The following is a 20,857-nucleotide window of genomic DNA, read 5'->3' on the forward strand; positions in this document are numbered from 1 at the left end:
GTCAGACCCCCGCGCTGCTGGTCGTCGCGGAATCCTCTGATCGGGGATCGTCGGCGAGGTGATCACCGGCTTGCGTGGCCTCGTGTTCGGCCTCCGCGGACTCGGCATCACTGACGCCCGCCTCGTCGAACGTCGACATGCTGCGCAGGATCTCCACCGACGACGAGACGATGGGCAATGCCATCAACGCACCGCTGCCCTCGCCGAGCCGCATCTGCAGGTCGAGGATGGGTTCGAGATCGAGGTGCTCGAGCGCGAAAGCGTGCGCCGGCTCGACCGAGCGGTGCCCTGCAACCCACCAGGCGGGCGCGCCCGGCGCGAGTTCTGCAGCCACGAGCGCCGCCGCGGTGACGACGACACCGTCGAGGATCACCGGCGTTTTCCGCACCGCGGCCTGCGCCAGGAAACCGGCCATCGCAGCGAGGTCGGCACCCCCGACCGCGGCCACGAGCGCGAGGGGATCGTGCAGGTGGCGTCGTCCGCGCCGCATGCCGTCGCGGATCGCCGCGGTCTTGCGCATCCACCCGATGTCGTCGATGCCGGTGCCGCGTCCGACGACCTCGACCGGTTCATGACGTGTGAGTGTGCCGACGAGAACCGCGGCAGGCGTGGTGTTTCCGATGCCCATCTCGCCCGCGATCAGCAGGTCGGCCCCGGAGTCGACGAGGTCGTCGACGATCGCACGACCGGCGGCGACTGCCGAGCGCGCCTCGGCGATCGACAGTGCGTCGGTGACACGGAGATCGCCGCTGCCGCGTCGGACCTTGTATCCGGAAACCTCCGGCGGGGTGTCGGCGTCGACCGACATGTCGACGACCCGCACCGTCGCGCCGCGCTGTCGGGCCAGCACGTTGACCGCGGCGCCGCCCGAGGCGATGTTCGCGACCATCTGGGCGGTCACCTCGGGCGGGTAGGCCGAGACACCGGCCTGCGCCACACCGTGATCGCCGGCGAACACCACGACCGTGGCCTGCTCGATCGACCGTGGCGGGCACACACCCTGGCATGCGGACACCCACACGCTGAGTTCCTCGAGTCTTCCCAGTGATCGAGCAGGCTTGGTCAACGTGAGCTGGCGAGCCCGTGCGGCGTCGGCGACGGCATCGTCGGGACGGTCGATGTGGTCGAAGACCTCGGCGTCGATCGGATCGATCTCACGCGCCGCGAGCGCCGCGACCACGGGAGCCGATGGTGCCGTCAGCGCAGATCTCGGTGCCGTCGGCGCGGATGTTGGTGCTGTCGGCGAGACCTCCGGTGCTGTCGGCGAGACCTCCGGTGCTGCGGGCGCGGTTTCCGGTGCCGTCGGCGAAACGGACGGTGCCGTCGGCGTTGCGGGGGCGGGGAGTTCGACGACCCTACCGGCGACCACGAGCAGCACACGGTCGCAGACGGCTGCGACGGCCGCGTTGAGGGCGCCGAGCTCGTCCTGGAACAGGCGACCCGCCGGTGTCGAAGGGACCGGTGCCAAGCCGACCTCGGGACTGATGATCACCAGGTCCGCGGTGACGCCGGCGATGGCTGCGCACAGTTGCTCGGTGCGCTCGGAACGATCGGTCGGCGACGTCCACCCGTCGGTGGCGTCGATGTCGGCTGCCAGCCAGTTGCCCAGGTCGTCGACGAGTGTCGCGGTGTCGGGTGCGACCGACAGTTCCGCGGTGAGGTCAGTGGTCTCGACAGTCGTGTACCGCGCGTCACGTCGGCGCCGGTGTTGCTCGACGCGCGCCACCCACTCGGCGTCTGAGGTCAGAGTCGGCCCGGTGGCGATATAACGGACAGCGCGCTGGTGGGCGAGCATCGACTCACCCACACCCGACTTGCCCGACCGCACGCCCCCGAGCACCAGTGTGCGGGTGCCCCTCGTGGTCATCGTCAGCTCAGACCTCGTCGCCCGGGGAGACCTGTGGCTTGGGCGCGCGCATCCGGCGGAGCTGCATGGCGCGGGTGAAGGCGTACCAACCGAGTCGGAAGCCTGTGTCGTCGGTGTCGGGGAATCGCTCCTGAACACGCTTGTTGACGAGACGACCGAGGATGACGGCGTCGATGGCCATCAATACGACGAAGGCCAGCAGCACGAAATTGGCGTACGCGGCGATCGACGGCAGGAACATCACCACGATCAACACGATGGCGAACGGCATGAACAGCCCCGCGAAGTTGCGCCGGGAATCGACGATGTCGCGGGTGTAGCGGCGTACCGGGCCCTTGTCGCGGGGCATCAGGTAACGCTCGTCGCCCTCCATCATCTTCTCGCGCTGCTCAGCACGCTGGGACCGACGTTCGTCGTTGAGTCTGCGGCGATCCTCGCGACTCATGGTGCTCTTCAGTTGCTTCTTGCGGGCGCGAGCCTCTGCGCGGGTGGTCGGCGGCGGCGCCACCGGGCCGCGACGTCGACCCTCGGCTTCGCGACGAGACGGCGTCGGGCGACCCTTGCCCGGTGTGTACGCACTGCCCCTGGTCTCGGTCGTGGGCTCGTCGATCGTCATCGGCGTATCCGCAGTCGACACGGAGCCCTCATCGGCGGTGTCGTCGTCCTTGTTCCATGGCAGTCTCACGCCTTCGAGGGTAGGTGATCTGCGCTGCCGGGGTTCGCGGACCTCCCTATACTTCCGGTGCATGGCCTCTCCGGGCGTGAGCGCGCGCACCTGCACCGACATCAGTTCCAACGGTCGGCATGGAGGTCGTTGATGCGAGTACTGATCGCACCCGATTCCTTCGGTGACACACTCACCGCGGTCGAGGCGGCGAGTGCCATCGGACAGGGGTGGTCGGCGGGGCGTCCGGACGACGAGATCACGCTCGCTCCGCAATCGGACGGGGGACCTGGATTCGTCGACGTACTCGCGACACGGTTCGGGCGTCGCGTCACCGAGAAGATCGTCGGGCCCCTCGGCGCCTCGGTGACCGCGCAGTGGCTGCTCGACGACAGGAACCCCGACAAACCGGTCGCCTATATCGAGTGCGCCCAGGCATGCGGACTACACCAACTCGGTGGCGGACCCACGCCACGCACCGCACAGTCGGCCGACACCTTCGGGGTCGGCCTGCTCGTCGACGCCGCGCTGCGCGCGGGGGCGCGTGAGATCGTCGTCGGGCTCGGGGGAAGTGCCACCACCGACGGCGGACGCGGCATGATCGACGCGCTCGGTGGGACCGCGGCGGCGAGCGCCCGACTTGCCGACGTCGCCCTGGTGGCGGCCTCCGACGTCGAGAACCCCCTGCTCGGGCCTCTCGGTGCCGCCGCGGTGTTCGGGCCGCAGAAGGGCGCGGACCCGGACACCGTGGGGCGTCTCGAGGAGAGACTGACCCAGTGGGCGCGCGTGCTCGGGTCGGTGGCGGGCAGAGATATCAGCGCAGAACCCGGCGCCGGGGCGGCAGGAGGGCTCGGTGCCGCGTTGCTCGCCCTGGGCGCGCACCGTGTGTCGGGAGCCACCGTGGTCGCCGAGGCCACCGACCAGGCGTCGGAGATCGCTCGCGCGGATCTCGTGTTGACCGGCGAGGGCAAGTTCGATTCCCAGACACTGCGCGGGAAGGTCGTGTCGGCGCTGAACGCCGCCGCGGCTGAGACAGGAGCGCCGACCATCGTCTTCGCAGGTCAGGTGGCGCTGACGCCCGAGGAGATCGCCGCAGCGGGTATTGCGCATGCGTACTCCATCGTCGAGCAGGCGGGTTCTGTCGAACTCGCGATGAGCGACGCGCGTGCTCAGCTCACCGCCCTCGCCACGCGAGCCGCCACCACGTCGGGCGAGGACGGTTGAGGGTCGACGACAGTCTGCGGGCACCGGGAATAGGTACACAGGGGGTACGGTTGACAAGAGACGAACAACAGGCCTGCATCGTCAGCCGACGCGTTCGAGTCCGCTGTCGCAGCGAGGTGTACACCGAGCCTGCGTGACCAGGGCAGCACGACCGGGGCCGAGCACCAACGGCACCATCACAGTACGAGGAGCATCGATGACCGTTCAGAACGAATCCGGAACAGCGACCACCACCGGCGTCATCCTGACCGACGCGGCAGCAGCCAAGGCCAAGGCGCTGCTCGATCAAGAGGGCCGCGACGACCTGTCGCTGCGCATCGCCGTCCAGCCCGGCGGATGCGCGGGACTGCGCTACCAGCTCTTCTTCGACGACCGCTCACTCGACGGAGACCTGACCGCCGACTTCGGTGGTGTCACGCTCGCCGTCGATCGGATGAGTTCGCCCTACGTGCAGGGCGCGACCATCGACTTCGTCGACACGATCGAGAAGCAGGGTTTCACCATCGACAACCCCAATGCGACGGGTAGCTGCGCCTGCGGCGATTCGTTCAACTGAGCGTCGTCTTTCACGCCTGTCACCGACCGCATCCCGGCAGTAGCCGGGGTGCGGTCAGTCATTTCCGGCACCTTGGGTAGCGTGTGTTGCGGTTCGTGTCGGGCATCCATGACGAGTCCGACGACCACCACACCGCGGAGAGGCTTGGGGAAACAGTGGCAATCGTTGTATGTGGTTCCATCGCGACAGATCATCTGATGAAGTTCCCGGGAAAGTTCTCCGAACAGATTCTCGCCGACCATCTCGAGCACATCTCGTTGAGTTTCCTGGTCGAAGACCTCGTCGTCCGACGCGGGGGAGTCGCGGGCAACATCACGTATGCGATGGGTGAGCTCGGGCAGTCGCCGGTCCTCGTCGGCGCGGTGGGCGCCGACTTCCACGACTATCGCCAGTGGCTCGAGTCCCACGGCGTCGACTGCCGCGGCGTGCGGATCTCGGAGACACAGCACACCGCCCGATTCATGTGCACCACCGACGAGACGATGGCACAGCTCGCGACGTTCTACGCCGGTGCGATGAGCGAGGCGCGCGACATCGATCTCGCTGACGTCGTCGACCGCGTCGGAAACCCCGAAATCGTGTTGATCGGTGCCGACGACCCCGAGGCGATGCTCCGCCACACGCGCGAATGTCGACGCCTCGGCATCCCGTTCGCCGCAGACCCGTCACAGCAACTGGCCCGGCTCGACGGCGAGCAGGCGCGCGAGTTGATCGAAGGCGCGGCCTACCTGTTCACCAACGACTACGAGTGGGGCCTGCTGCGGCAGAAGACCGGGCTGTCGGAGGCACAGGTCTCCGAATTGATCGGCGTGCGCGTCACCACGCTCGGTGGTGACGGCGTCGACATCGTCGACCGTGACGGCACACGCACACACGTCGCCGTGGTTCCCGAGACCGCGAAGGTCGATCCCACGGGCGTCGGCGACGGCTTCCGCGCCGGATTCCTCTCGTCGGTGTCGGCAGGACTCGGCTTCGAGCGCGCGGCTCAGGTGGGATCGATGGTCGCGGTGTTGGTTCTCGAGACGATCTCGACGCAGGACTGGGCATGGGACCGTGACGAGGCACTCGAGCGCATCGAGGGCGCGTACGGCGCCGACGCCGCGAAGGAGATCGCCGCGGCGATCTGAGGTCCGCCGTCCCGTGCGTCTAGAGCCGCACGGGATAGCTGTGGTCGGTGATCTCGGGCACGAGGGTCTTCTCGACGAAGATGGCGTGCCAGATCATGAACATGAGGAGCGTCCAGAGCCGTCGGCTGTTGTCGACGATGCCTGCCCGGTGCTCGTCGAGCATGTCGAGAATCGGCTGCTTGTTCAGCAGGTAGTCGGTCTGCGACTTCTCGATGGTCTCCCGCGCCCAGTCGTACATCTCCGGACCAGCCAGCCAGTGTCGGATGGGGACCGGGAATCCGAGCTTCTTGCGGTGTAGCACGTGCGGCGGAACTATCTGTTCGAGCGCCTTGCGCAGGGCATACTTGGTGGTCCCGTGGCTGATCTTCTCGTCGAAGGGCAGTGCCTCCGCCACCTTGAACACCTCGTTGTCGAGGAACGGCACGCGCAGCTCCAGCGAGTTGGCCATCGTCATCTTGTCGGCCTTGACGAGGATGTCGCCGCGTAGCCACGTGTACAGGTCGATGTGCTGCATCCGCGCGACAGGATCCCAGCCGTCGCTGCGCGCATAGATCGGCTCGGTCACGTCGGTGTGTGTCCACTCGGGTCGATAGTCGCGGAGCACCGCGCGCAGTCGGGCGTCGTCGAAGCTGCGGGCGTTACCGTAATAGCGCTCTTCGAGGGTCAGCGACCCGCGATGCAGAAGACTCTTGCCGCGCGTGCCCTCGGGGATGCGATCGGAGACCTTGCCCGCCAGATGGCGTAGCGCAGTGGGTAGCCTGTCGAAGCCCTTGAGCGACAGTGGTTCCTTGTAGATGGTGTAGCCGCCGAAGAGTTCGTCGGCGCCCTCCCCGGAGAGCACGACCTTGACGTGCTCACGGGCGGTCTGTGCGACGAAGTACAGCGGAACCAGCGCTGGGTCGGCCACCGGGTCGTCGAGATACCAGATGATCTCCGGGATCGCCGCGATGTACTCCTCGGGGGTGACCATGCGCACGATGTGTCGGGCACCGATCGCGGCCGCGGACTCCGCTGCCACGTCGGCCTCGGAATAGCCTTCGCGTTCGAATGCTGCGGTGAACGTGATCAGGTCGGGGTTGTGCTGGATCGCCAGCGCCGCGATGGCCGTCGAATCGATGCCGCCGGACAGGAACGAACCGACGGTGACGTCGGCGCGCATGTGCTTGGCCACGGAGTCGGAGAGGACGTCGGCGATCTCGTCGTATCGCTTCTGGCGAGTGGCGTCGGTGAAGGGGCGGACCGAGAACTGCGGAGTGAAATAGCGCGTGATCGACGGTGCACCGCCCGGATGCACGGTCGCGTAGGAGCCGGACTCGAGTCGACGGATCGACGAGTGCAGCGACTCGGGTTCGGGGACGTACTGCAACACGACGTAGTGCTCGAGGGCGCGCTCGTCGAGGGTGTCGGGCAGCCCGAGGCGCCCGATCAGCTCGAGGAGACTCTTCTTCTCGCTGCCGAACGCGGTACCGCCAGGACCGGTCGCGAGGAACATCGGCTTGATGCCGAACGGATCGCGGGCCAAGAACAACGAGCGCGTCTCGGTATCCCAGATGGCGAAGGCGAACATGCCGCGTAGCCGCCGAACGGACTCGGGCCCCCAGTGGTGGAAGGCCGCGACGATCGCCTCGCCGTCGCCCTCGGTGCGGAAAATCGCGCCCTCGTCGGCGGCGAGTTGCGCACGGATCTCCAGATAGTTGTAGATCTCGCCGTTGAAGACCAGCGCGTACCGGTCGGGATTCTCCGGAGGTCCCCAGCGCAGCGGCTGATGTGAATGGTCGATGTCGATGATCGACAGCCGATTGAAGCCGAGCACAATGTCGGTGTCGTTCCACGTTCCGGGCTCGTCCGGGCCACGGTGACGCATGCAGTGCGAGGCGTTGGCGACGAGGTCGACGGCATCGGCCGCCGTGTCGTCAGAGGTCAACAGACCGAGCAAGCCACACACCAGTAAAGCCTCTTTCGACGCGGGGATCGTTGAGCGGCAGTGACCTCACCGCCGCGGTCACGAGTATGCCGTATGCGGGCAGGCGACGGCCCGTCGGCCACACCCCGCAATCCGCCGAAACACGGGGTCGCGCGGGTCCCGGCCAACGACGGAAACGATTTCGACGCGCGAAGTCACCCCAACCGAAAAAGTTCCCACGAGTTGGTCTACGCTGCGTAGTACATGGCGCGAAGGCTGCGCTTCGGTGCCCGCTGCACGGTGAGAGTTGCCTTGCACGGCCCGATGTCGCCGACAGCGTCGTTGCAGGTCAGGTGGGATGCGACTCGGACGTCGGGATCGGCGGTTCCGAGCTGGCAGGAAGGCGTGAAATTGGCACACGGTGAACGGCCCCGCGTACGGCGTGTCACGTCCGCGTCGCGGAAGGCCAACCGGGTCGGCCTCAAGCGGGCCGGAGCTGTCGCGGCGCTCGGCGTCGGTGCACTGTTGATGTCGGGTTGCGACGCACGTACCGCGATGCGGTTCGGCTGGCCGCACGGTGTGACACCCGAGGCCACGGACATGGGCAACCTGTGGACCTGGTCGGTCATCGCCGCCCTCGTCATGGGCATCATCGTCTGGGCTCTGATCTTCTGGACGATCACCTTCCACCGCTACAAGCCGGGCAAGGGCAAGGACGAGTTCCCGCGCCAGACCGCCTACAACGTGCCGTTGGAACTGGCCTACACCGCCATCCCCTTCGTGATCATCGCGGTGCTCTTCTACTTCACCGTGATCGTGCAGACCAACGTCGAGAAGAAGACCGACGACCCGAAGGTGGTCGTCGACGTCACCGCGTTCCAGTGGAACTGGAAGTTCGGCTACCGGGACGTCACGTTCAACGACGGCGGCACCTACAACGGCTTCGTCCGCGACGGCAACCCGTTCGATCTCGAAACCCAGAACACCCGGCAGATCCACGACGGCGAGACCATAGAGCTCCCCGGTCCCGACGGTGGACGCAGCAACGATGTGCGTGACTACCTGAAGTTCAACCAGATCGAGACGGTGGGATCGTCGGCCACGATCCCGGTCCTCGTTCTCCCGACGAGTAAGCGGATCGAGTTCGACCTCGCCTCCGCCGACGTCGTCCACTCCTTCTGGGTTCCGGAGTTCCTCTTCAAGCGTGACGTGATGCCGTTCCCGAAGCAGAACCACACCGACAATCGGTTCCAGATCTCGTCGATCGACCGCGAGGGCGCATTCGTCGGACGTTGCGCCGAGATGTGCGGCACCTACCACTCGATGATGAACTTCGAGGTGCGTGCGGTGTCGCCACAGGACTTCGACGCCTACATCAAGTACCGGCAGGCGCGTCCGCAGGCTACGAACGCTCAGGCGCTGCAGCACATCTGCCAGCAGCCCGAGTCGGTCGTCACCGTTCCGTTCGACACCCGTCGTGCCACCGACGGCTCGGTCGGGGCAACCGGCGACGCGGGCAACACGAAGATCGCGAACTGCACGATCGGAGCACTCCAGTGAAAATCGAAGCCAGACTCTTCGAACTGCTCACGCTCTTCTTCGCAGGCGCGGGCGTCATCTACACCGTGTTGACCGCTCTCACCGACAACGGTGTCGAGTGGGTCGGCGTGGTCGGCATGTTCTTCAGCGCGGGTCTGACGCTGATCGCGGGCACCTACTTCCGGTTCGTGTCGCGACGCGTGGAAATCCGCCCCGAGGACTACGAGGATGCCGAGATCGAAGACGGCGCAGGCGAACTGGGCTTCTTCAGCCCCGGTTCGTGGTGGCCGATCCTCATCGCCGCCAGCGCTGCACTGTTCGCGATCGCATTCGCCACCGGCAACATCTGGCTGGCGATCTTCGCCGCCGCGTGCATCATCGGTAGCGCCGCGGGTCTCGTCTTCGAGTACATCGTCGGACCCGAGAAGCACTGACACGGCACTCAAGCCGCACGTGACCACAGCCGCACCCGACCTTCGGGTGCGGCTGTGTCATACTTCCCAGCTCGAGACACACCGGTTCGCGCAATTGCGCAGGCTGTGCGAGACGGCTTTCGACGGGGATTTCGACGCGTTCGATTTCGACCATGCGCTCGGGGGAATGCACGCGTTGGTCGTCGACGCCGACGACCAACTCCTCGCACACGCGGCAGTCGTCGCCCGCGCGGTACTCGTCGGCGACAGGCCGTTGCGCTGCGGCTACGTGGAGGCTGTCGCCGTGGCTCCCCAGCACCAGCGGCGTGGGTTCGGCGGTGCCGTCATGACCGCCGTCGAGGAGGTGATCGAGCGTGCATACGATCTCGGTGCCCTCGGCGCCTCCGACGCGGGCGCGCGGCTGTATCGCACGCACGGTTGGCGGGCGTGGCGCGGAAGTCTCGGAGTGCTCAGCCCTGACGGTTGGGTGTCGACGCCGGATGACGAGGGCGCCGTCCTCGTCCGTGCGGTCGGCGTCAACGTGTCGTTCGACGAACGGCTGACCTGCGACTGGCGGGCGGGCGACGTCTGGTGATCTACCGCAACGTGTGGTGACGTACCGCGGAGTGGCCCGGGGCCGACAGCGACGTTCGTACGTCATGCTTCGGGGCCGCCCTCAGTCGGGCACGATGCTGTCGCCGTAGACCTTGAGCGCCCGGTATGCCGCGCGGAAGTGTGCCGACGTGTAGGCCTCACCGACCTCACCGTCGTGGGCGATGGTCGTGGGCTCGGCTGTGGTGAAGGTGAACTCGGGGACCTGCATCTCGTGATAGAGCTTGGAGCGCTGCAGGAGTCCCGTCACCAGGCTCGACAGGACGCGGATCGTCGCGAATCGTGGGCCCGACTCCAGGAATCGGACGTCGAGGAGTCCGTCGTCGAGTCGCTCGCGGCGTGCCGGCGCGAATCCGGCGGAGCCGTACATCGACGTGCCGACGAGAAACAGTGACGTCTGCATCGTGGCGCCGTCGATGGTGATCTCTACCGGTGTCGAGTGGCGTGCCACCTGCAGCATGGCGAGTGCGCTGGCGGCGCCCTTGCCCACCCGGTGCTCCCATTTCGTTCGTGCGCGCACGAAGTGCGGGTAGGCGCCGATACTGGCCGTGTTCAGGATGAGTCGTTCGTCGTTGAGTGTCGCCGCATCCACGAGGGTTGCGGTGCCCGAACGCACCTTGGCGATCGACGCGTCGACATCCGCACACCCGATGTCGCGAGCGAAGTGGTTGAAGGTTCCGCCGGGGAAGACGGCGAGCGGCAGGTCGGCGTCGTGCGCCGCGGCAGCGATGGTGGCGACAGTACCGTCGCCACCGCAGACGCCGAGCGCGGTGGCACGCGCTGCGGCATCGCGGGCGATGGCCGCGTAATCGTCGTCTGGTCCGAGCTCGACGACTTCGGCACCGGGGAACTGGGTCCGCACGGCGCGGAGGACCTCGGCGCCGTTTCCATTTCCCGATGCGGGATTGCCGAGTACGACGAGCCCCGCACCGTCGTGCGGAAGGGGAGCGTTCACCGTGCTCGGGGCCGGGGTGGCGATGTTGTGCGGGATGATCGGCGGCACGAGCTTGCCGCCGAGTGTCGCAATACCCGCGCCGATGCCGAACCCGATGAACACATCACCCGGGTAGTGGGCACCGGTGGCCACACGCGACAGCCCGACCAGGCCGGCCAGTGCCGACATGACGAGACCCAGCGGTGGGGACTCGAGCGCTACACCGACGGAAAATGCTGCGGCACTTGCCGAGTGGCCGGAGGGCAGTGAGTTCGACGTCGGTTGGTGTGCGCCGCGGCGGATGAGCGGCACGACCGACGGGGAAGGGCGCTTGCGCTGCCGGATGCGTTTGGCCCCCTGATTGGTGACCAGACTCGTGACGGCCAGCGAGGTGAGGCCACGGACGGCGGCGCGCTGCCAGCGCGGGCGCCCGCTGAGGATGAGGCCCGCGCCTATGCCCATCCAGAGCTTCGAGTGATCTGCGGCGGCCGTGAGTGGTGGCATCGTGCGATCGAGGAGGGGACTCGGCGAACGAGCGATCGTCTGGAAGAGGTTGGCGTCGAGAGTGCCGAGACCCTTCGTCAGCTCGTGGAGGGAGTCCGGTCGGCGACGTCCGATGTGTCGCAGTCGTGTCATCGTTTCACCGTAGCGACTCGGCGGGGGAGGGGAGTGGAACCCCGCCAGGTCGCGCGCCGTCTCGCGCTTGTCACGCTGTCGGGCGACCGCCGGTTCCGGCCATCACCATCGACCCGCAGAAGTGCTGTCCCACAACGACACACGGCTGCCGTCGCGGTGAAGCGACGGCAGCCGTGTGGTGACTGCTGTATCGGACGCAGGTCAGTCGAGCGGGTTACCGCCCTTGGCCTGCAGCTCCCGCAGGGCGTCGATCTCCTCGCGCTCCTGCTCGTGCGCGAACTCGACGTTGCGCTTCTGCTGCTCGGGCGGATCGGCGACCATGACCGAACCGGTACCGGGCGCGCCCGACGAACCGAGCTTGTTCATCCGCTTCGGGATCGCTGCACCCTCGTAGGGGAGCGGGATCGCGTGACCGTGGTCGTCGACCGGGCCGAGCGGCTGGTGGATCTCGATGTACTCACCCTGCGGCAGGCGCTTGATGATGCCCGTCTCGATGCCGTGCTCGAGAACCATGCGATCACTGCGCTGTAGGCCGAGCGCCCACCGATAGGCGATGAAGTACGCCAGCGGAGGCACGATGATCAGACCGATACGGCCCATCCACGTCGTCGCGTTCAGCGAGATGTGGAACTTCAGCGCGATGATGTCGTTCATACAGCTCAACGTGAGGATGATGTAGAACGAGAACGCCATTGCGCCGATCGCCGTCCGCACCGGGGTGTCGCGCGGGCGCTGGAGCAGGTTGTGATGCGCGTCGTCGCCGGTGAACTTCTTCTCTATCCACGGGTAGGCGAACATCACCACGAACATCAGGGTGATGATCACGACGACCCAGAAGATGGCCGGGATCGTGTAGTTGCCGAGATAGAGCTCCCACGCAGGCATCAGACGGGCCAGACCGTCGGTCCACATCATGTAGATGTCGGGCTGCGAACCCGCGGACACGTGCGCCGGGTTGTACGGACCGATCACCCAGACCGGGTTGATCTGGAAGATGCCGGCCATGATCGCGAGGATGCCGGCGGTGAACGCGAACATCGCGCCACCCTTCGCGGCGAACACCGGGAGGATACGAACGCCGACGACGTTCTTCTCGGTGCGTCCGGGACCGGGGAACTGGGTGTGCTTCTGGTACCAGACCAACGCCAGGTGGGCGCCGATGAGTGCCAGGATGATGCCCGGGAACAGCAGGATGTGCAGCACGTACAGGCGAGGGATGATGATGTCGCCCGGGAACTGACCACCGAACAATGCCCAGTGGATCCACGTGCCGACCAGCGGGATGCCGAGGACGATGCCGCTCATCGCGGCGCGGACGCCGGTACCCGACAGGAGGTCGTCGGGCAGTGAGTATCCGAAGAATCCCTCGAACATCGCCAGGATCAGCAGCAGGCAGCCGATGATCCAGTTGGCCTCACGGGGGCGTCGGAACGCGCCGGTGAAGAAGATGCGCGCCATGTGGATGATGATCGACGCCGCGAACAGCAGCGCTGCCCAGTGGTGGATCTGGCGGACGAACAGACCGCCGCGAACCTCGAACGAGATGTTCAGGGTGGTCTCGTAGGCGCGCGTCATCATCACGCCGTTGAGCGGCTGATAGGCGCCGTGGTAGGTCACCTCCGACATCGACGGGTCGAAGAAGAAGGTGAGGTACACACCAGAGATCAGCAGGATGACGAAGCTGTAGAGCGCCACCTCGCCGAGCATGAACGACCAGTGGCTCGGGAACACCTTGTTGATCTGACGCCGCATGCCTGCGGCGAGGTGATACCGGGAATCGACCTCTTCGGCCTGCTTCGCGAGACGATTGCTCATGACTTGCGCTCCCAGAATGCGGGTCCGACGGGCTCGATGAAGTCGCCTGCGGCGACCATGTACCCCTGATCATTGACCGTCAGCGGCAGCTGCGCCAGTGCACGGGCAGCCGGACCGAACACCGGCTTGGCGTACTCGAGAGCGTTGAACTGCGACTGATGGCACGGGCAGAGGATGCGGTTGGTCCGCTGCTCGTAGAGCGAGGTCGGGCAGCCGAGGTGGCTGCAGACCTTCGTGTAGGCGAAGTAGTCGCCGTAGTTGAAGCTCTCCTGACCCTTGCGCTTGATCGCACGGGCGGCGTCCTCGGGACGCAGACGGATGAGCATGACGGGATTGGACACGTAACGCAGGCCCCAGAGCAGCTTCTCGCGCGACTCCTCGGTCTCGCCGTAGCCGTCGGAGACCCGCCACGGGAAGACCGTCTCCATGCCGCCCGAGTCGAGGTCCTCGGGTCGGACGAGGGCCACCTGGTAGGGGTTGCCGGTGTCGCGACGCAGGAAGACCGTCTCGTTGGGCTGCGATTTCGGGTTGTAGATCGGCGACCAGCCGGTGTGCCACAGCGGTGCGTCCTCGCGCTTGGCCCACGGATTCTTGATGAATCCGCCGAGACCCGCGACGACGCCCGTCAGAGCAAGCGCGCCGAACGCGAACAGTCCGGAGCCGATGAGCATCTTGCGTCGACCGAGGGTCGACTTGGTGCCCGAGTCGACGAGTTCGGCGACGATGGTCTTCTTGTCGACCTCGGTCGATCCGGGGCCGTCGTGACGGTCCTGGACCGCGATCTCCGACGGGATGAACTTCTTGGTGATCAGGACGAGTGCGATGCCGATCGACAGGATCGACAGTCCGAACGTGACACCGAGAAGAGGCGTGTTCAGCGTGTAGCGCCAGTAGTCGGAGGTGCCGGGGAGAGCGAACTCCCAGTGGTTCCACAGGAAGATCACGAAGCAGGCCAGCGCGGAGATCCCGGCGATGGTCAGCCACACCGCGATCTGTCGTTCGGCGCGCTTCTCGGCCTTGGTGCCCGGTTCAGGGAAACGCTCACCCCGATGGATGATCTCGACGCCGTCGAGGTTGGTACCCAGCTTGACCAGGTCGTCATTGGTCATCTGGTCCAGCTCATCGGCGGACGGCGTGTCCTTGTCCGTGGTGCTCATGTTCGTGATCCCATCCACATCGCGGCGGCGACGACCGCCACAACTCCGACAAACCACATCACCATGCCCTCACTGACCGGGCCGAAGCCGCCGAGGCTCAGACCGCCCTGTGGCTTGGATTCGGTGACGTACTTGATGAAGCCGATGATGTCCTTCTTCTCGTCGAGCGAGAGCTGACGGTTGGAGAACTTCGGCATGTTCTGCGGCCCGGTGAGCATGGCCGTGTAGATCTGCTGTTCCTTGACGTTGTCGAGTGTCGGGGCGAACTTGCCCGACGACAGCGCACCGCCGCGGCCGGTGAAGTTGTGGCACGACGCGCAGTTCAGGCGGAACAGTTCGCTACCGCGTCCGAGGTTCTCGCCACGCAGCGACTCCTGCGCGAGGACGGGGAGCACGACCTCTTTCATCGATCCGTCGGCCTGACGCTGCATGACCTTCTCGGTCTTGCGCGTTCCGTCGGGGTTCTTCTCGAACAGCGGGCGAGGACCGCCGCCCTGCGACTGGATGTACGCACCGAGCTGATCGATCTGTGCGGTGTCGAACTTCGGGGGCTTGCGCAGTGCCTGGGCCTCACCACGGGCCGCGGGCATACGGCCGGTCGAGACCTGGAAGTAGACGGCTGCGTCGCCGACGCCGATCAATGACGGACCGCGGTCGGTCACGCCCTGCAGGTTGGCGCCGTGACAGGTGATGCACGAGCTCTCGTAGAGCTTCTTGCCGTCCTGGATCAGCGCGGCGTCGTTGGTGTCGGCGACGGCGACCTGTGGCTTGGGGGACAGCAGGGAGGCGAGCACGCCTGCCATCATCAGGCCCGCGAGCAACAGCAGCGCGCCACTTGCGCGGCGGCGCAGCTTACGACGCGAACGTGACTTCTTCGCGGCGTTCGGCGCCTTGCTCGAGGTGACTGTGTCGACCTGACCAACGTCGGAAGGGCTATCCGACGGTCCCGGTGGAGATGAACTCATCATGGTCTCTCTACTAAGCGGACGGACTTCTCTAGCTGTTGGCGCGAACGTGGTTCCGGTGGAAGCACTCCCGCCTCGAGTCAGTTATTCGTTGCGATCGGTGTCATCGGATGAAGTAGATGGTGACGAATAGTGCGATCCACACGATGTCGACGAAGTGCCAGTAGTAGGACACGACGATCGCGGCAGTCGCCTGGTTCGGTGTGAACTTGGCGAGCTTGGTGCGAACCAGCAGGAAGATGAAGGCGACGAGACCGCCGATCACGTGGAGGCCGTGGAATCCGGTCGCCATGTAGAAGACCGAACCGTAGGCGCTCGACGAGAGGGTCGTGCCCTCGGCAACCAGGTGGTAGTACTCGTAGCCCTGGCCGCAGACGAAGAAGGCGCCCATCAGGAACGTCAGGATGTACCAGCGGCGCAACCCGAAGACGTCGCCACGCTCGGCGGCGAAGACGCCCATCTGGCAGGTCACCGACGACAGGATGAGCACGGTGGTGACCGGGATGGCCAGTTTCAGGTTCAGTTCGGTGGGCTCCGGCGGCCAACCGGCGGGGCCGGCATTGGCGCGTGCGACGAAATACATCGCAAAAAGTCCAGCGAAGAACATCAGCTCACTGGACAGCCACACGATCGTGCCGACACTCACCATGTTGGGGCGGTTGAGCGAGTGCACGCGCGAGGTGATGGCTGTTCCCGAGGTACCTACAGCGCTAGTCACAGATTGAAGTATGACGGTTCGTAGTACGCCCTGACCACTCGGGTCGGATATTCGTGGGAACTATTTCTCTTCCCGCTGGTAGGCGCCGCTCGGACACGCCTTTCGGCGTGTCAGGACCGTCGGTGGACCGAGCGTCGCAGGCGTGCTTTGCTCGACGCCATGGGTATCTCGGGTCGGCGGGATCCGCCGCCACGTCGCGCTGGGTTGCAGTTCGATCTCAACGGTCGTCCGGTGGCCCCGGGTCGCTGGGAAACCTTGCGGCGCGCGGTCATCGGTGACAAAGGCGCGTCGCGCGACGTCCTGACGCTCGCCGACGCGGACGTCGTCGTGGTCGCCGAGTCCGACGACGAGGCGGCATCGAGTTCGTCGGTCCTCGACGACTCGGCCCTGCGTCCCGACGCCCAGGCCATCGTGCGGCATGTGTTGGCCCTGCCCGCCGCGAACGTCGCGACGGCGGCGGAAGTGGCAGCACTCGACGACTACGAGATGGTGTCCGTCGACGTGGTGGGAGACCGTTTCGAGATCCCTACGGGGCTACAGGCGGTGGTCCTCGCACGTGTACAACGCGTCGACGCGCTGCATCTGTCGCAGGAGCGCTCGCGGATGGCGAGCCTGGCCTCGAGGCACTTGGGGCTGCCACTGGGCTGGCAGATAGCGCAACGGCCGGGATGAACGCTGGAGCGCGCACGCTCCCGTGACCGCGGGATGCCCGAGTACGCAGGTCAACTAAGGTGCATGGGGTGAGTAGCGAGCAGAGTTACACCTGGCCGCAGATCTTGGGGGCCGTCACCGACGGGATCGACCTGACAGCCGACCAGGCGCGATGGGCGATGAACGAGGTCATGACCGACAGCGCGACGTCGGCGCAGATCGCCGCGTTCGGTGTCGGCGTGAAGATGAAGGGCGCCGCGCCCGCCGAGCTCGCTGGTCTGTCGGAGGCGATGCTCGAGCACGCGACGCTCGTCGACACCGATCGGGCGGCGATCGACATCGTCGGTACGGGCGGCGACCGCTCGCACACCGTGAACATCTCGACCATGACGTCGATCGTGGTGGCCGCGGCCGGTGAGCCCGTGGTCAAACACGGCAACCGGGCGGCGTCGTCGAAGAGCGGCGGAGCCGATGTCCTGGAGGCACTCGGGGTGACGATCTCGCTGGGCGCCACAGAGGTCGCCGCATGCATCGACGAGATAGGCATCGGATTCTGCTTCGCGCCGGTCTTTCATCCGGCGTTCCGGTTCACCGCGCCCGCCCGCCAGCAGATCGGCATCCCCACGGTGTTCAATGTGCTCGGTCCGCTGACCAATCCGGCCAATCCCCGCGCAGGACTGATCGGCTGCGCGTTCGGAGACCTCGCTCCCGTTCTCGCACAGGCGTTCGCCGACCGGGGTGGTTCGGTGCTCGTCGTGCGTGGCGACGACGGACTCGACGAGCTGACGACGACCACGACCTCGTCGGTGTGGCAGGTCGTCGACGGGACGGTCACCGAGCTCACGATCGACCCGCGCGACCTCGGTATCGATTACGTCGACCTGTCGGCCCTGCAGGGCGGCGACGCCACGGTGAACGCCGCCATTGCGCGCGAGCTGTTGTCGGGAACGACCGGACCGGTGCGCGACGCGGTACTGCTCAACGCCGCGGGCGCGCTCGTGGCCACCGAGCAGAAGACGCCGACTGACGACGCGGGACTGGCCGAGGCCTTCGTGGCGGCGACCGAACGTGCTGCCGAATCGATCGACTCGGGCGCTGCGGCCCGGCTCCTCGACAGGTGGGTCGAGGTCAGTGGGCGGCTCGCCACCACATAGAACCGGTCACTCTTCGCCGATGGAGAAGCCGCCCTCGACGGCGCTCGACGAATAGCTGCGGAAGGCGATGTGCGTAGCACTGTGCCGCACACCGGGCAGACGATTGATCTTGCCGGTGACCACCTCGGCGATCTGCTCGTGATCGCGCACCCGGATCTTCGCGATCAGGTCGACATCTCCCGCGCACGAGTACACCTCTTCCACACCGGGAATGTCTGCCACGGCCTGCGCGGTCTCGGGGATCTGGTGAACGTCGGCGTCGATCAGGACGATGGCGGTGATCATGCGGGCAAGCGTAGTCGGCCGCTGTCGGTGCGCGGGTGCGACCGGTGCCGGGTTGTCGGAGCGTCGCGGGCGTGCCGTGCCGTCTGAGACCAGGCGAGCCACCGCTGTGCCGACGCGGCCGGTGTCGCCAACGGCTCGCTGGCGTCCACGACGCGCGTAGCGGGATCGGTCACCCAGCGGGACAGCAGGCCCGCCTCCTCGGGCGACGCTCCTCGCAGCGGTCCGTCGCCGGGGACGACGGTCTCGGCGGCAGCGACCAGCGAGGCGATCACCGGCATCGGCGCGTGTCCGCGCCGAGCGACTCCCGCGGCCGCGAGCCTACCGTGCCGGATCACCGCGAGTTCCCAACCGCCGGCGCCGTCGGAACGCGCGACGACGAGTTCGGAGATGGTGCACAGCGCAGCCAGGCGCTGACACCGCGCGAGGTGATCGATGGCTGCAGCCATCCTGTCGCGGTGACGCGCGGCCGTTTCGAACATCTGGGCCTCGGAGATGACGTCGAGGCGTCTCGAGAGCGCGTCGAGGATGTCGTCGCATCGTCCTGCCACGAGGTCGACGACGGCGGTCACGGCCGGCAGATAGTCGGGAAGGGTCTGCGGCCGGGCCGATGCCGCGGCACAACCCCCGACGACGGGCCCGCCGTCGTCGGGTAGACGACACCAGTGATGAGTCGCGGACGCGCCGAGTCGGGTGGAGCACGTCCGCAGTCCCGCGGCGCGCGCGATCAGCTCGGCGATCGTCGCGGCGGTGGTGCGATTGCCGACCGGTCCGATGCTGACCTCGCCCGGCGCCCGGGTGACGCGCAGACGAGCGAAACGTTCGCTGCTCAGCGTCACCCACCATCCGCGGTGCGGTTGCGTCGACCGACGGTTGTAGGCGGGTGCGTGTGCAGCGAGTAGCCGTAGTTCGCGTACACCGGCCTCGAGTGCGTGTGCGCACTCGACGTGATCGACACGATCGGCGAGCATGACCATCTCGCCGATCCGGCGCCGGGGATCGGTACCGGAGAAATAGGAGCGCACGCGTCGACGGAGATCCGACGCCGTGCCGACGTAGAGGACCTCGCCGCTCGGACCGCGGAACAGGTAGACGCCGGGGCGCGCGGGAATCCTGTCGGCGAGGTGGCGCTTCGCGCGCACTCTCGGATCGGTGCGCGGCAGGTACCGGGTGAGCTCGCGGTAACTCTGTACCCCCTGGTTGCCGACGCGCTCGAGGAGATGATGAAAGACCTCGACGGTGGCGCGGGCGTCGTCGAGCGCGCGGTGCGTCGGGCGCACGGTGACGTCGAACAGGTCGGCCAGCGCGGACAAGCGGACCGTCGGGGCCTCGTCGCGTCCAAGTATCCGTCGGGCCATGGTGACTGTGCACAGCGTTGCCGTGAACGGCCACTGGAGGTGCAGTCGGAGCGCGTTCTGCCGGAGGAACGACATGTCGAAACGCGCGTTGTGGGCGACGAGTATCGAACCGCGTGCGAACTCGATGAACGACGGCAGCACCTCGTCGATACGGGGAGCGTCGTAGACCATCGCCTCGGTGATGCCGGTCAGCGCGACGATCTGGGGAGGGATGGGTGCCCCGGGATCGACGAGTGTGGCGAATTCGCCCAGTACCTGGCCCCCGCGGATCTTGACCGCCCCGATCTCGGTGATGCGATCGTCGGTGGCGCTCCCGCCGGTGGTCTCGAGGTCGACGACGACGAGCGTCGTGTCGAACAGGGAACGATCCGAGAACTCGTCGTCGGCGTCGTCATCCAGGTCGGAGAACGACAATTGGTCACCGCTGCTTGTCACCTCGCGAACAGTAGTTCGAACCTCTGACAGCTCCGAGTCGTTGCTGGTGGGGCGCGTGTTCTCACTGGGACGCCGGGGCGAGGGGGCCGTGATCTCGACGAGACCTGACCGAACTTGTCGGTGGGGGTGCCTAGTCTCGCCGTCAGATGGAGTCGGCGGATGCGCAGACCCGTCGGGAGGAGGGGAAGCCTCCCGACGGCACGCGCATCCAGGGCTCTGCACCCCCACTGAGACGGAGATCACATCATGGACATCGACTGCAGCACCTGCCCCGGTCGCGACCACGCGTGCGACGAGTGTGTGATGACAGTACTTTTTGGACCACTGACCTGCGATGACGCTCCCGCCGCGAGGTGGCATGAGCGCCATGTCGCGACCCGCGATGGCGACGCCGAGATCGTCGCCGCCATCGATACGTTCACCCGTGCTGCAATGGCCTCCAGCGCTGATGCACGATCTGCAAGGGCAGCCATTCGCGCAGTTCAACCGGGGAATCCGGGCGCGCAATCGCCTACGCTGCGTGCCGGTTAGTCTCCACAGGTCGAACACGCTGTTTGTCGGCTAGTGGACAGACACGCTCCGGGTTTCGTAACCTTTCCGAGACCTTTGCGGAGCGTCCCGCTCCAACAGGAGAGGTTCGCAGGGGTCACCGCTCAATCGCCAGGACTGTCGAGTCCCGGCGTACCGGGGAACCACACATTTTTCGGAGTGATCCGAATGGGGTGAATCGCGCTCTCGTTCCGGTGTTCGCATCCGGACGCGCGTGTGCGTAGGGCCATTTCTTCCGGCCCGAATCCGACAGCTAACCCGGTCGGCGGTAGAGGGAGAACAAAGGAGAACACCCTTC

At 66.5% G+C, this 20,857-nt stretch carries 18 protein-coding genes and 1 riboswitch; of the genes, 8 read left to right on the forward strand and 10 right to left on the reverse strand.

Annotated features, from left to right (window positions below; all coding sequences use genetic code 11):
• Position 1: 1 nt before the first annotated feature.
• Positions 2-1,867, reverse strand: a complete 1,866-nt coding sequence (gene cobT / locus LK459_RS19175; protein ID WP_227920098.1) for a nicotinate-nucleotide--dimethylbenzimidazole phosphoribosyltransferase — start codon at positions 1,865-1,867, stop codon at positions 2-4.
• Positions 1,868-1,874: 7 nt separating this feature from the next.
• A complete protein-coding gene (locus LK459_RS19180; RefSeq protein ID WP_039993588.1) occupies positions 1,875-2,552 on the reverse strand; it encodes a DUF3043 domain-containing protein in 678 nt (225 codons plus the stop codon).
• A 132-nt stretch (positions 2,553-2,684) separates the two neighbouring features.
• Between LK459_RS19180 and LK459_RS19185 the strand changes: the two genes are divergently transcribed.
• The 3 genes from LK459_RS19185 to LK459_RS19195 all read left to right on the forward strand — a co-directional run bounded on the left by LK459_RS19185 (position 2,685) and on the right by LK459_RS19195 (position 5,438).
• Positions 2,685-3,755 carry a glycerate kinase family protein gene (locus tag LK459_RS19185; protein WP_227920099.1) on the forward strand — a complete coding sequence of 357 codons (1,071 nt, stop codon included), beginning with the start codon at positions 2,685-2,687 and terminating at the stop codon, positions 3,753-3,755.
• Between the two features lie 196 nt (positions 3,756-3,951).
• The gene (locus LK459_RS19190; protein WP_007237758.1) at positions 3,952-4,311 is read left to right on the forward strand and encodes a HesB/IscA family protein; all 360 of its coding nucleotides are present in this window, start codon (positions 3,952-3,954) and stop codon (positions 4,309-4,311) included.
• Positions 4,312-4,466: 155 nt separating this feature from the next.
• Positions 4,467-5,438 (forward strand): carbohydrate kinase family protein, encoded by a 972-nt coding sequence (locus LK459_RS19195; RefSeq protein WP_217997285.1) that lies wholly within the window; start codon positions 4,467-4,469, stop codon positions 5,436-5,438.
• Between the two features lie 19 nt (positions 5,439-5,457).
• On the opposite strand, the gene asnB is transcribed toward LK459_RS19195, so the two are convergent.
• The gene (gene asnB / locus LK459_RS19200) at positions 5,458-7,383 is read right to left on the reverse strand and encodes an asparagine synthase (glutamine-hydrolyzing) (RefSeq protein ID WP_227920101.1); all 1,926 of its coding nucleotides are present in this window, start codon (positions 7,381-7,383) and stop codon (positions 5,458-5,460) included.
• 363 nt (positions 7,384-7,746) lie between these two features.
• On the opposite strand from asnB, the gene ctaC reads away from it, so the two are divergent.
• Genes ctaC through LK459_RS19215 form a run of 3 tightly spaced genes read left to right on the forward strand, consistent with a single transcriptional unit; the run spans position 7,747 to position 9,888 of the window.
• Complete coding sequence (ctaC, locus tag LK459_RS19205) at positions 7,747-8,901, forward strand: aa3-type cytochrome oxidase subunit II (protein ID WP_007237761.1); 1,155 nt, start codon at positions 7,747-7,749, stop codon at positions 8,899-8,901.
• A complete protein-coding gene (locus LK459_RS19210) occupies positions 8,898-9,314 on the forward strand; it encodes a cytochrome c oxidase subunit 4 (RefSeq protein ID WP_007237762.1) in 417 nt (138 codons plus the stop codon). The genes ctaC and LK459_RS19210 overlap by 4 nt, the downstream gene beginning before the upstream one ends.
• A 19-nt stretch (positions 9,315-9,333) precedes the next feature.
• Complete coding sequence (locus tag LK459_RS19215; RefSeq protein ID WP_227920103.1) at positions 9,334-9,888, forward strand: GNAT family N-acetyltransferase; 555 nt, start codon at positions 9,334-9,336, stop codon at positions 9,886-9,888.
• Between the two features lie 81 nt (positions 9,889-9,969).
• On the opposite strand, the gene LK459_RS19220 is transcribed toward LK459_RS19215, so the two are convergent.
• The 5 genes from LK459_RS19220 to ctaE all read right to left on the reverse strand — a co-directional run bounded on the left by LK459_RS19220 (position 9,970) and on the right by ctaE (position 16,130).
• Positions 9,970-11,475, reverse strand: a complete 1,506-nt coding sequence (locus LK459_RS19220; protein WP_227920104.1) for a bifunctional phosphatase PAP2/diacylglycerol kinase family protein — start codon at positions 11,473-11,475, stop codon at positions 9,970-9,972.
• A gap of 201 nt (positions 11,476-11,676) precedes the next feature.
• Complete coding sequence (qcrB, locus tag LK459_RS19225) at positions 11,677-13,290, reverse strand: cytochrome bc1 complex cytochrome b subunit (protein ID WP_227920106.1); 1,614 nt, start codon at positions 13,288-13,290, stop codon at positions 11,677-11,679.
• On the reverse strand, positions 13,287-14,447 hold the full coding sequence (gene qcrA, locus LK459_RS19230) for a cytochrome bc1 complex Rieske iron-sulfur subunit (protein WP_005176195.1): 1,161 nt from the start codon (positions 14,445-14,447) through the stop codon (positions 13,287-13,289). The genes qcrB and qcrA overlap by 4 nt, the downstream gene beginning before the upstream one ends.
• On the reverse strand, positions 14,444-15,412 hold the full coding sequence (gene qcrC / locus LK459_RS19235) for a cytochrome bc1 complex diheme cytochrome c subunit (protein ID WP_039993645.1): 969 nt from the start codon (positions 15,410-15,412) through the stop codon (positions 14,444-14,446). Before qcrC ends, qcrA begins: the two co-directional genes overlap by 4 nt.
• A gap of 103 nt (positions 15,413-15,515) precedes the next feature.
• Positions 15,516-16,130 (reverse strand): aa3-type cytochrome oxidase subunit III, encoded by a 615-nt coding sequence (gene ctaE / locus LK459_RS19240; RefSeq protein ID WP_174299120.1) that lies wholly within the window; start codon positions 16,128-16,130, stop codon positions 15,516-15,518.
• Positions 16,131-16,289: 159 nt separating this feature from the next.
• Here ctaE and LK459_RS19245 point away from each other — a divergent pair, with 159 nt between their 5' ends.
• Both LK459_RS19245 and trpD read left to right on the forward strand, forming a co-directional pair.
• Complete coding sequence (locus LK459_RS19245; RefSeq protein ID WP_227920107.1) at positions 16,290-16,802, forward strand: hypothetical protein; 513 nt, start codon at positions 16,290-16,292, stop codon at positions 16,800-16,802.
• 68 nt (positions 16,803-16,870) lie between these two features.
• Positions 16,871-17,935, forward strand: a complete 1,065-nt coding sequence (gene trpD / locus LK459_RS19250; RefSeq protein ID WP_039993591.1) for an anthranilate phosphoribosyltransferase — start codon at positions 16,871-16,873, stop codon at positions 17,933-17,935.
• A 6-nt stretch (positions 17,936-17,941) separates the two neighbouring features.
• On the opposite strand, the gene LK459_RS19255 is transcribed toward trpD, so the two are convergent.
• The gene (locus LK459_RS19255) at positions 17,942-18,220 is read right to left on the reverse strand and encodes an Lrp/AsnC family transcriptional regulator (protein WP_005176218.1); all 279 of its coding nucleotides are present in this window, start codon (positions 18,218-18,220) and stop codon (positions 17,942-17,944) included.
• A complete protein-coding gene (locus LK459_RS19260) occupies positions 18,217-20,010 on the reverse strand; it encodes a DEDD exonuclease domain-containing protein (protein WP_227920109.1) in 1,794 nt (597 codons plus the stop codon). The genes LK459_RS19255 and LK459_RS19260 overlap by 4 nt, the downstream gene beginning before the upstream one ends.
• A 648-nt stretch (positions 20,011-20,658) precedes the next feature.
• Positions 20,659-20,842, forward strand: a riboswitch (cyclic di-AMP (ydaO/yuaA leader).
• The last annotated feature ends 15 nt before the right edge of the window (positions 20,843-20,857 follow it).

The organism is Gordonia otitidis (assembly GCF_020735545.1).
GTDB classification, from domain to species: Bacteria; Actinomycetota; Actinomycetes; order Mycobacteriales; family Mycobacteriaceae; genus Gordonia; species Gordonia otitidis.

Coding starts and splice junctions, on each gene's coding strand:
- cobT (WP_227920098.1), bottom strand. CDS start 1,867: ATGACCACGAGGGGCACCCGCACACTGGTGCTCGGGGGCGTGCGGTCG.
- LK459_RS19185 (WP_227920099.1), top strand. CDS start 2,685: ATGCGAGTACTGATCGCACCCGATTCCTTCGGTGACACACTCACCGCG.
- LK459_RS19190 (WP_007237758.1), top strand. CDS start 3,952: ATGACCGTTCAGAACGAATCCGGAACAGCGACCACCACCGGCGTCATC.
- LK459_RS19220 (WP_227920104.1), bottom strand. CDS start 11,475: ATGACACGACTGCGACACATCGGACGTCGCCGACCGGACTCCCTCCAC.
- qcrB (WP_227920106.1), bottom strand. CDS start 13,290: ATGAGCAATCGTCTCGCGAAGCAGGCCGAAGAGGTCGATTCCCGGTAT.
- qcrA (WP_005176195.1), bottom strand. CDS start 14,447: ATGAGCACCACGGACAAGGACACGCCGTCCGCCGATGAGCTGGACCAG.
- qcrC (WP_039993645.1), bottom strand. CDS start 15,412: ATGAGTTCATCTCCACCGGGACCGTCGGATAGCCCTTCCGACGTTGGT.
- LK459_RS19245 (WP_227920107.1), top strand. CDS start 16,290: ATGGGTATCTCGGGTCGGCGGGATCCGCCGCCACGTCGCGCTGGGTTG.
- LK459_RS19255 (WP_005176218.1), bottom strand. CDS start 18,220: ATGATCACCGCCATCGTCCTGATCGACGCCGACGTTCACCAGATCCCC.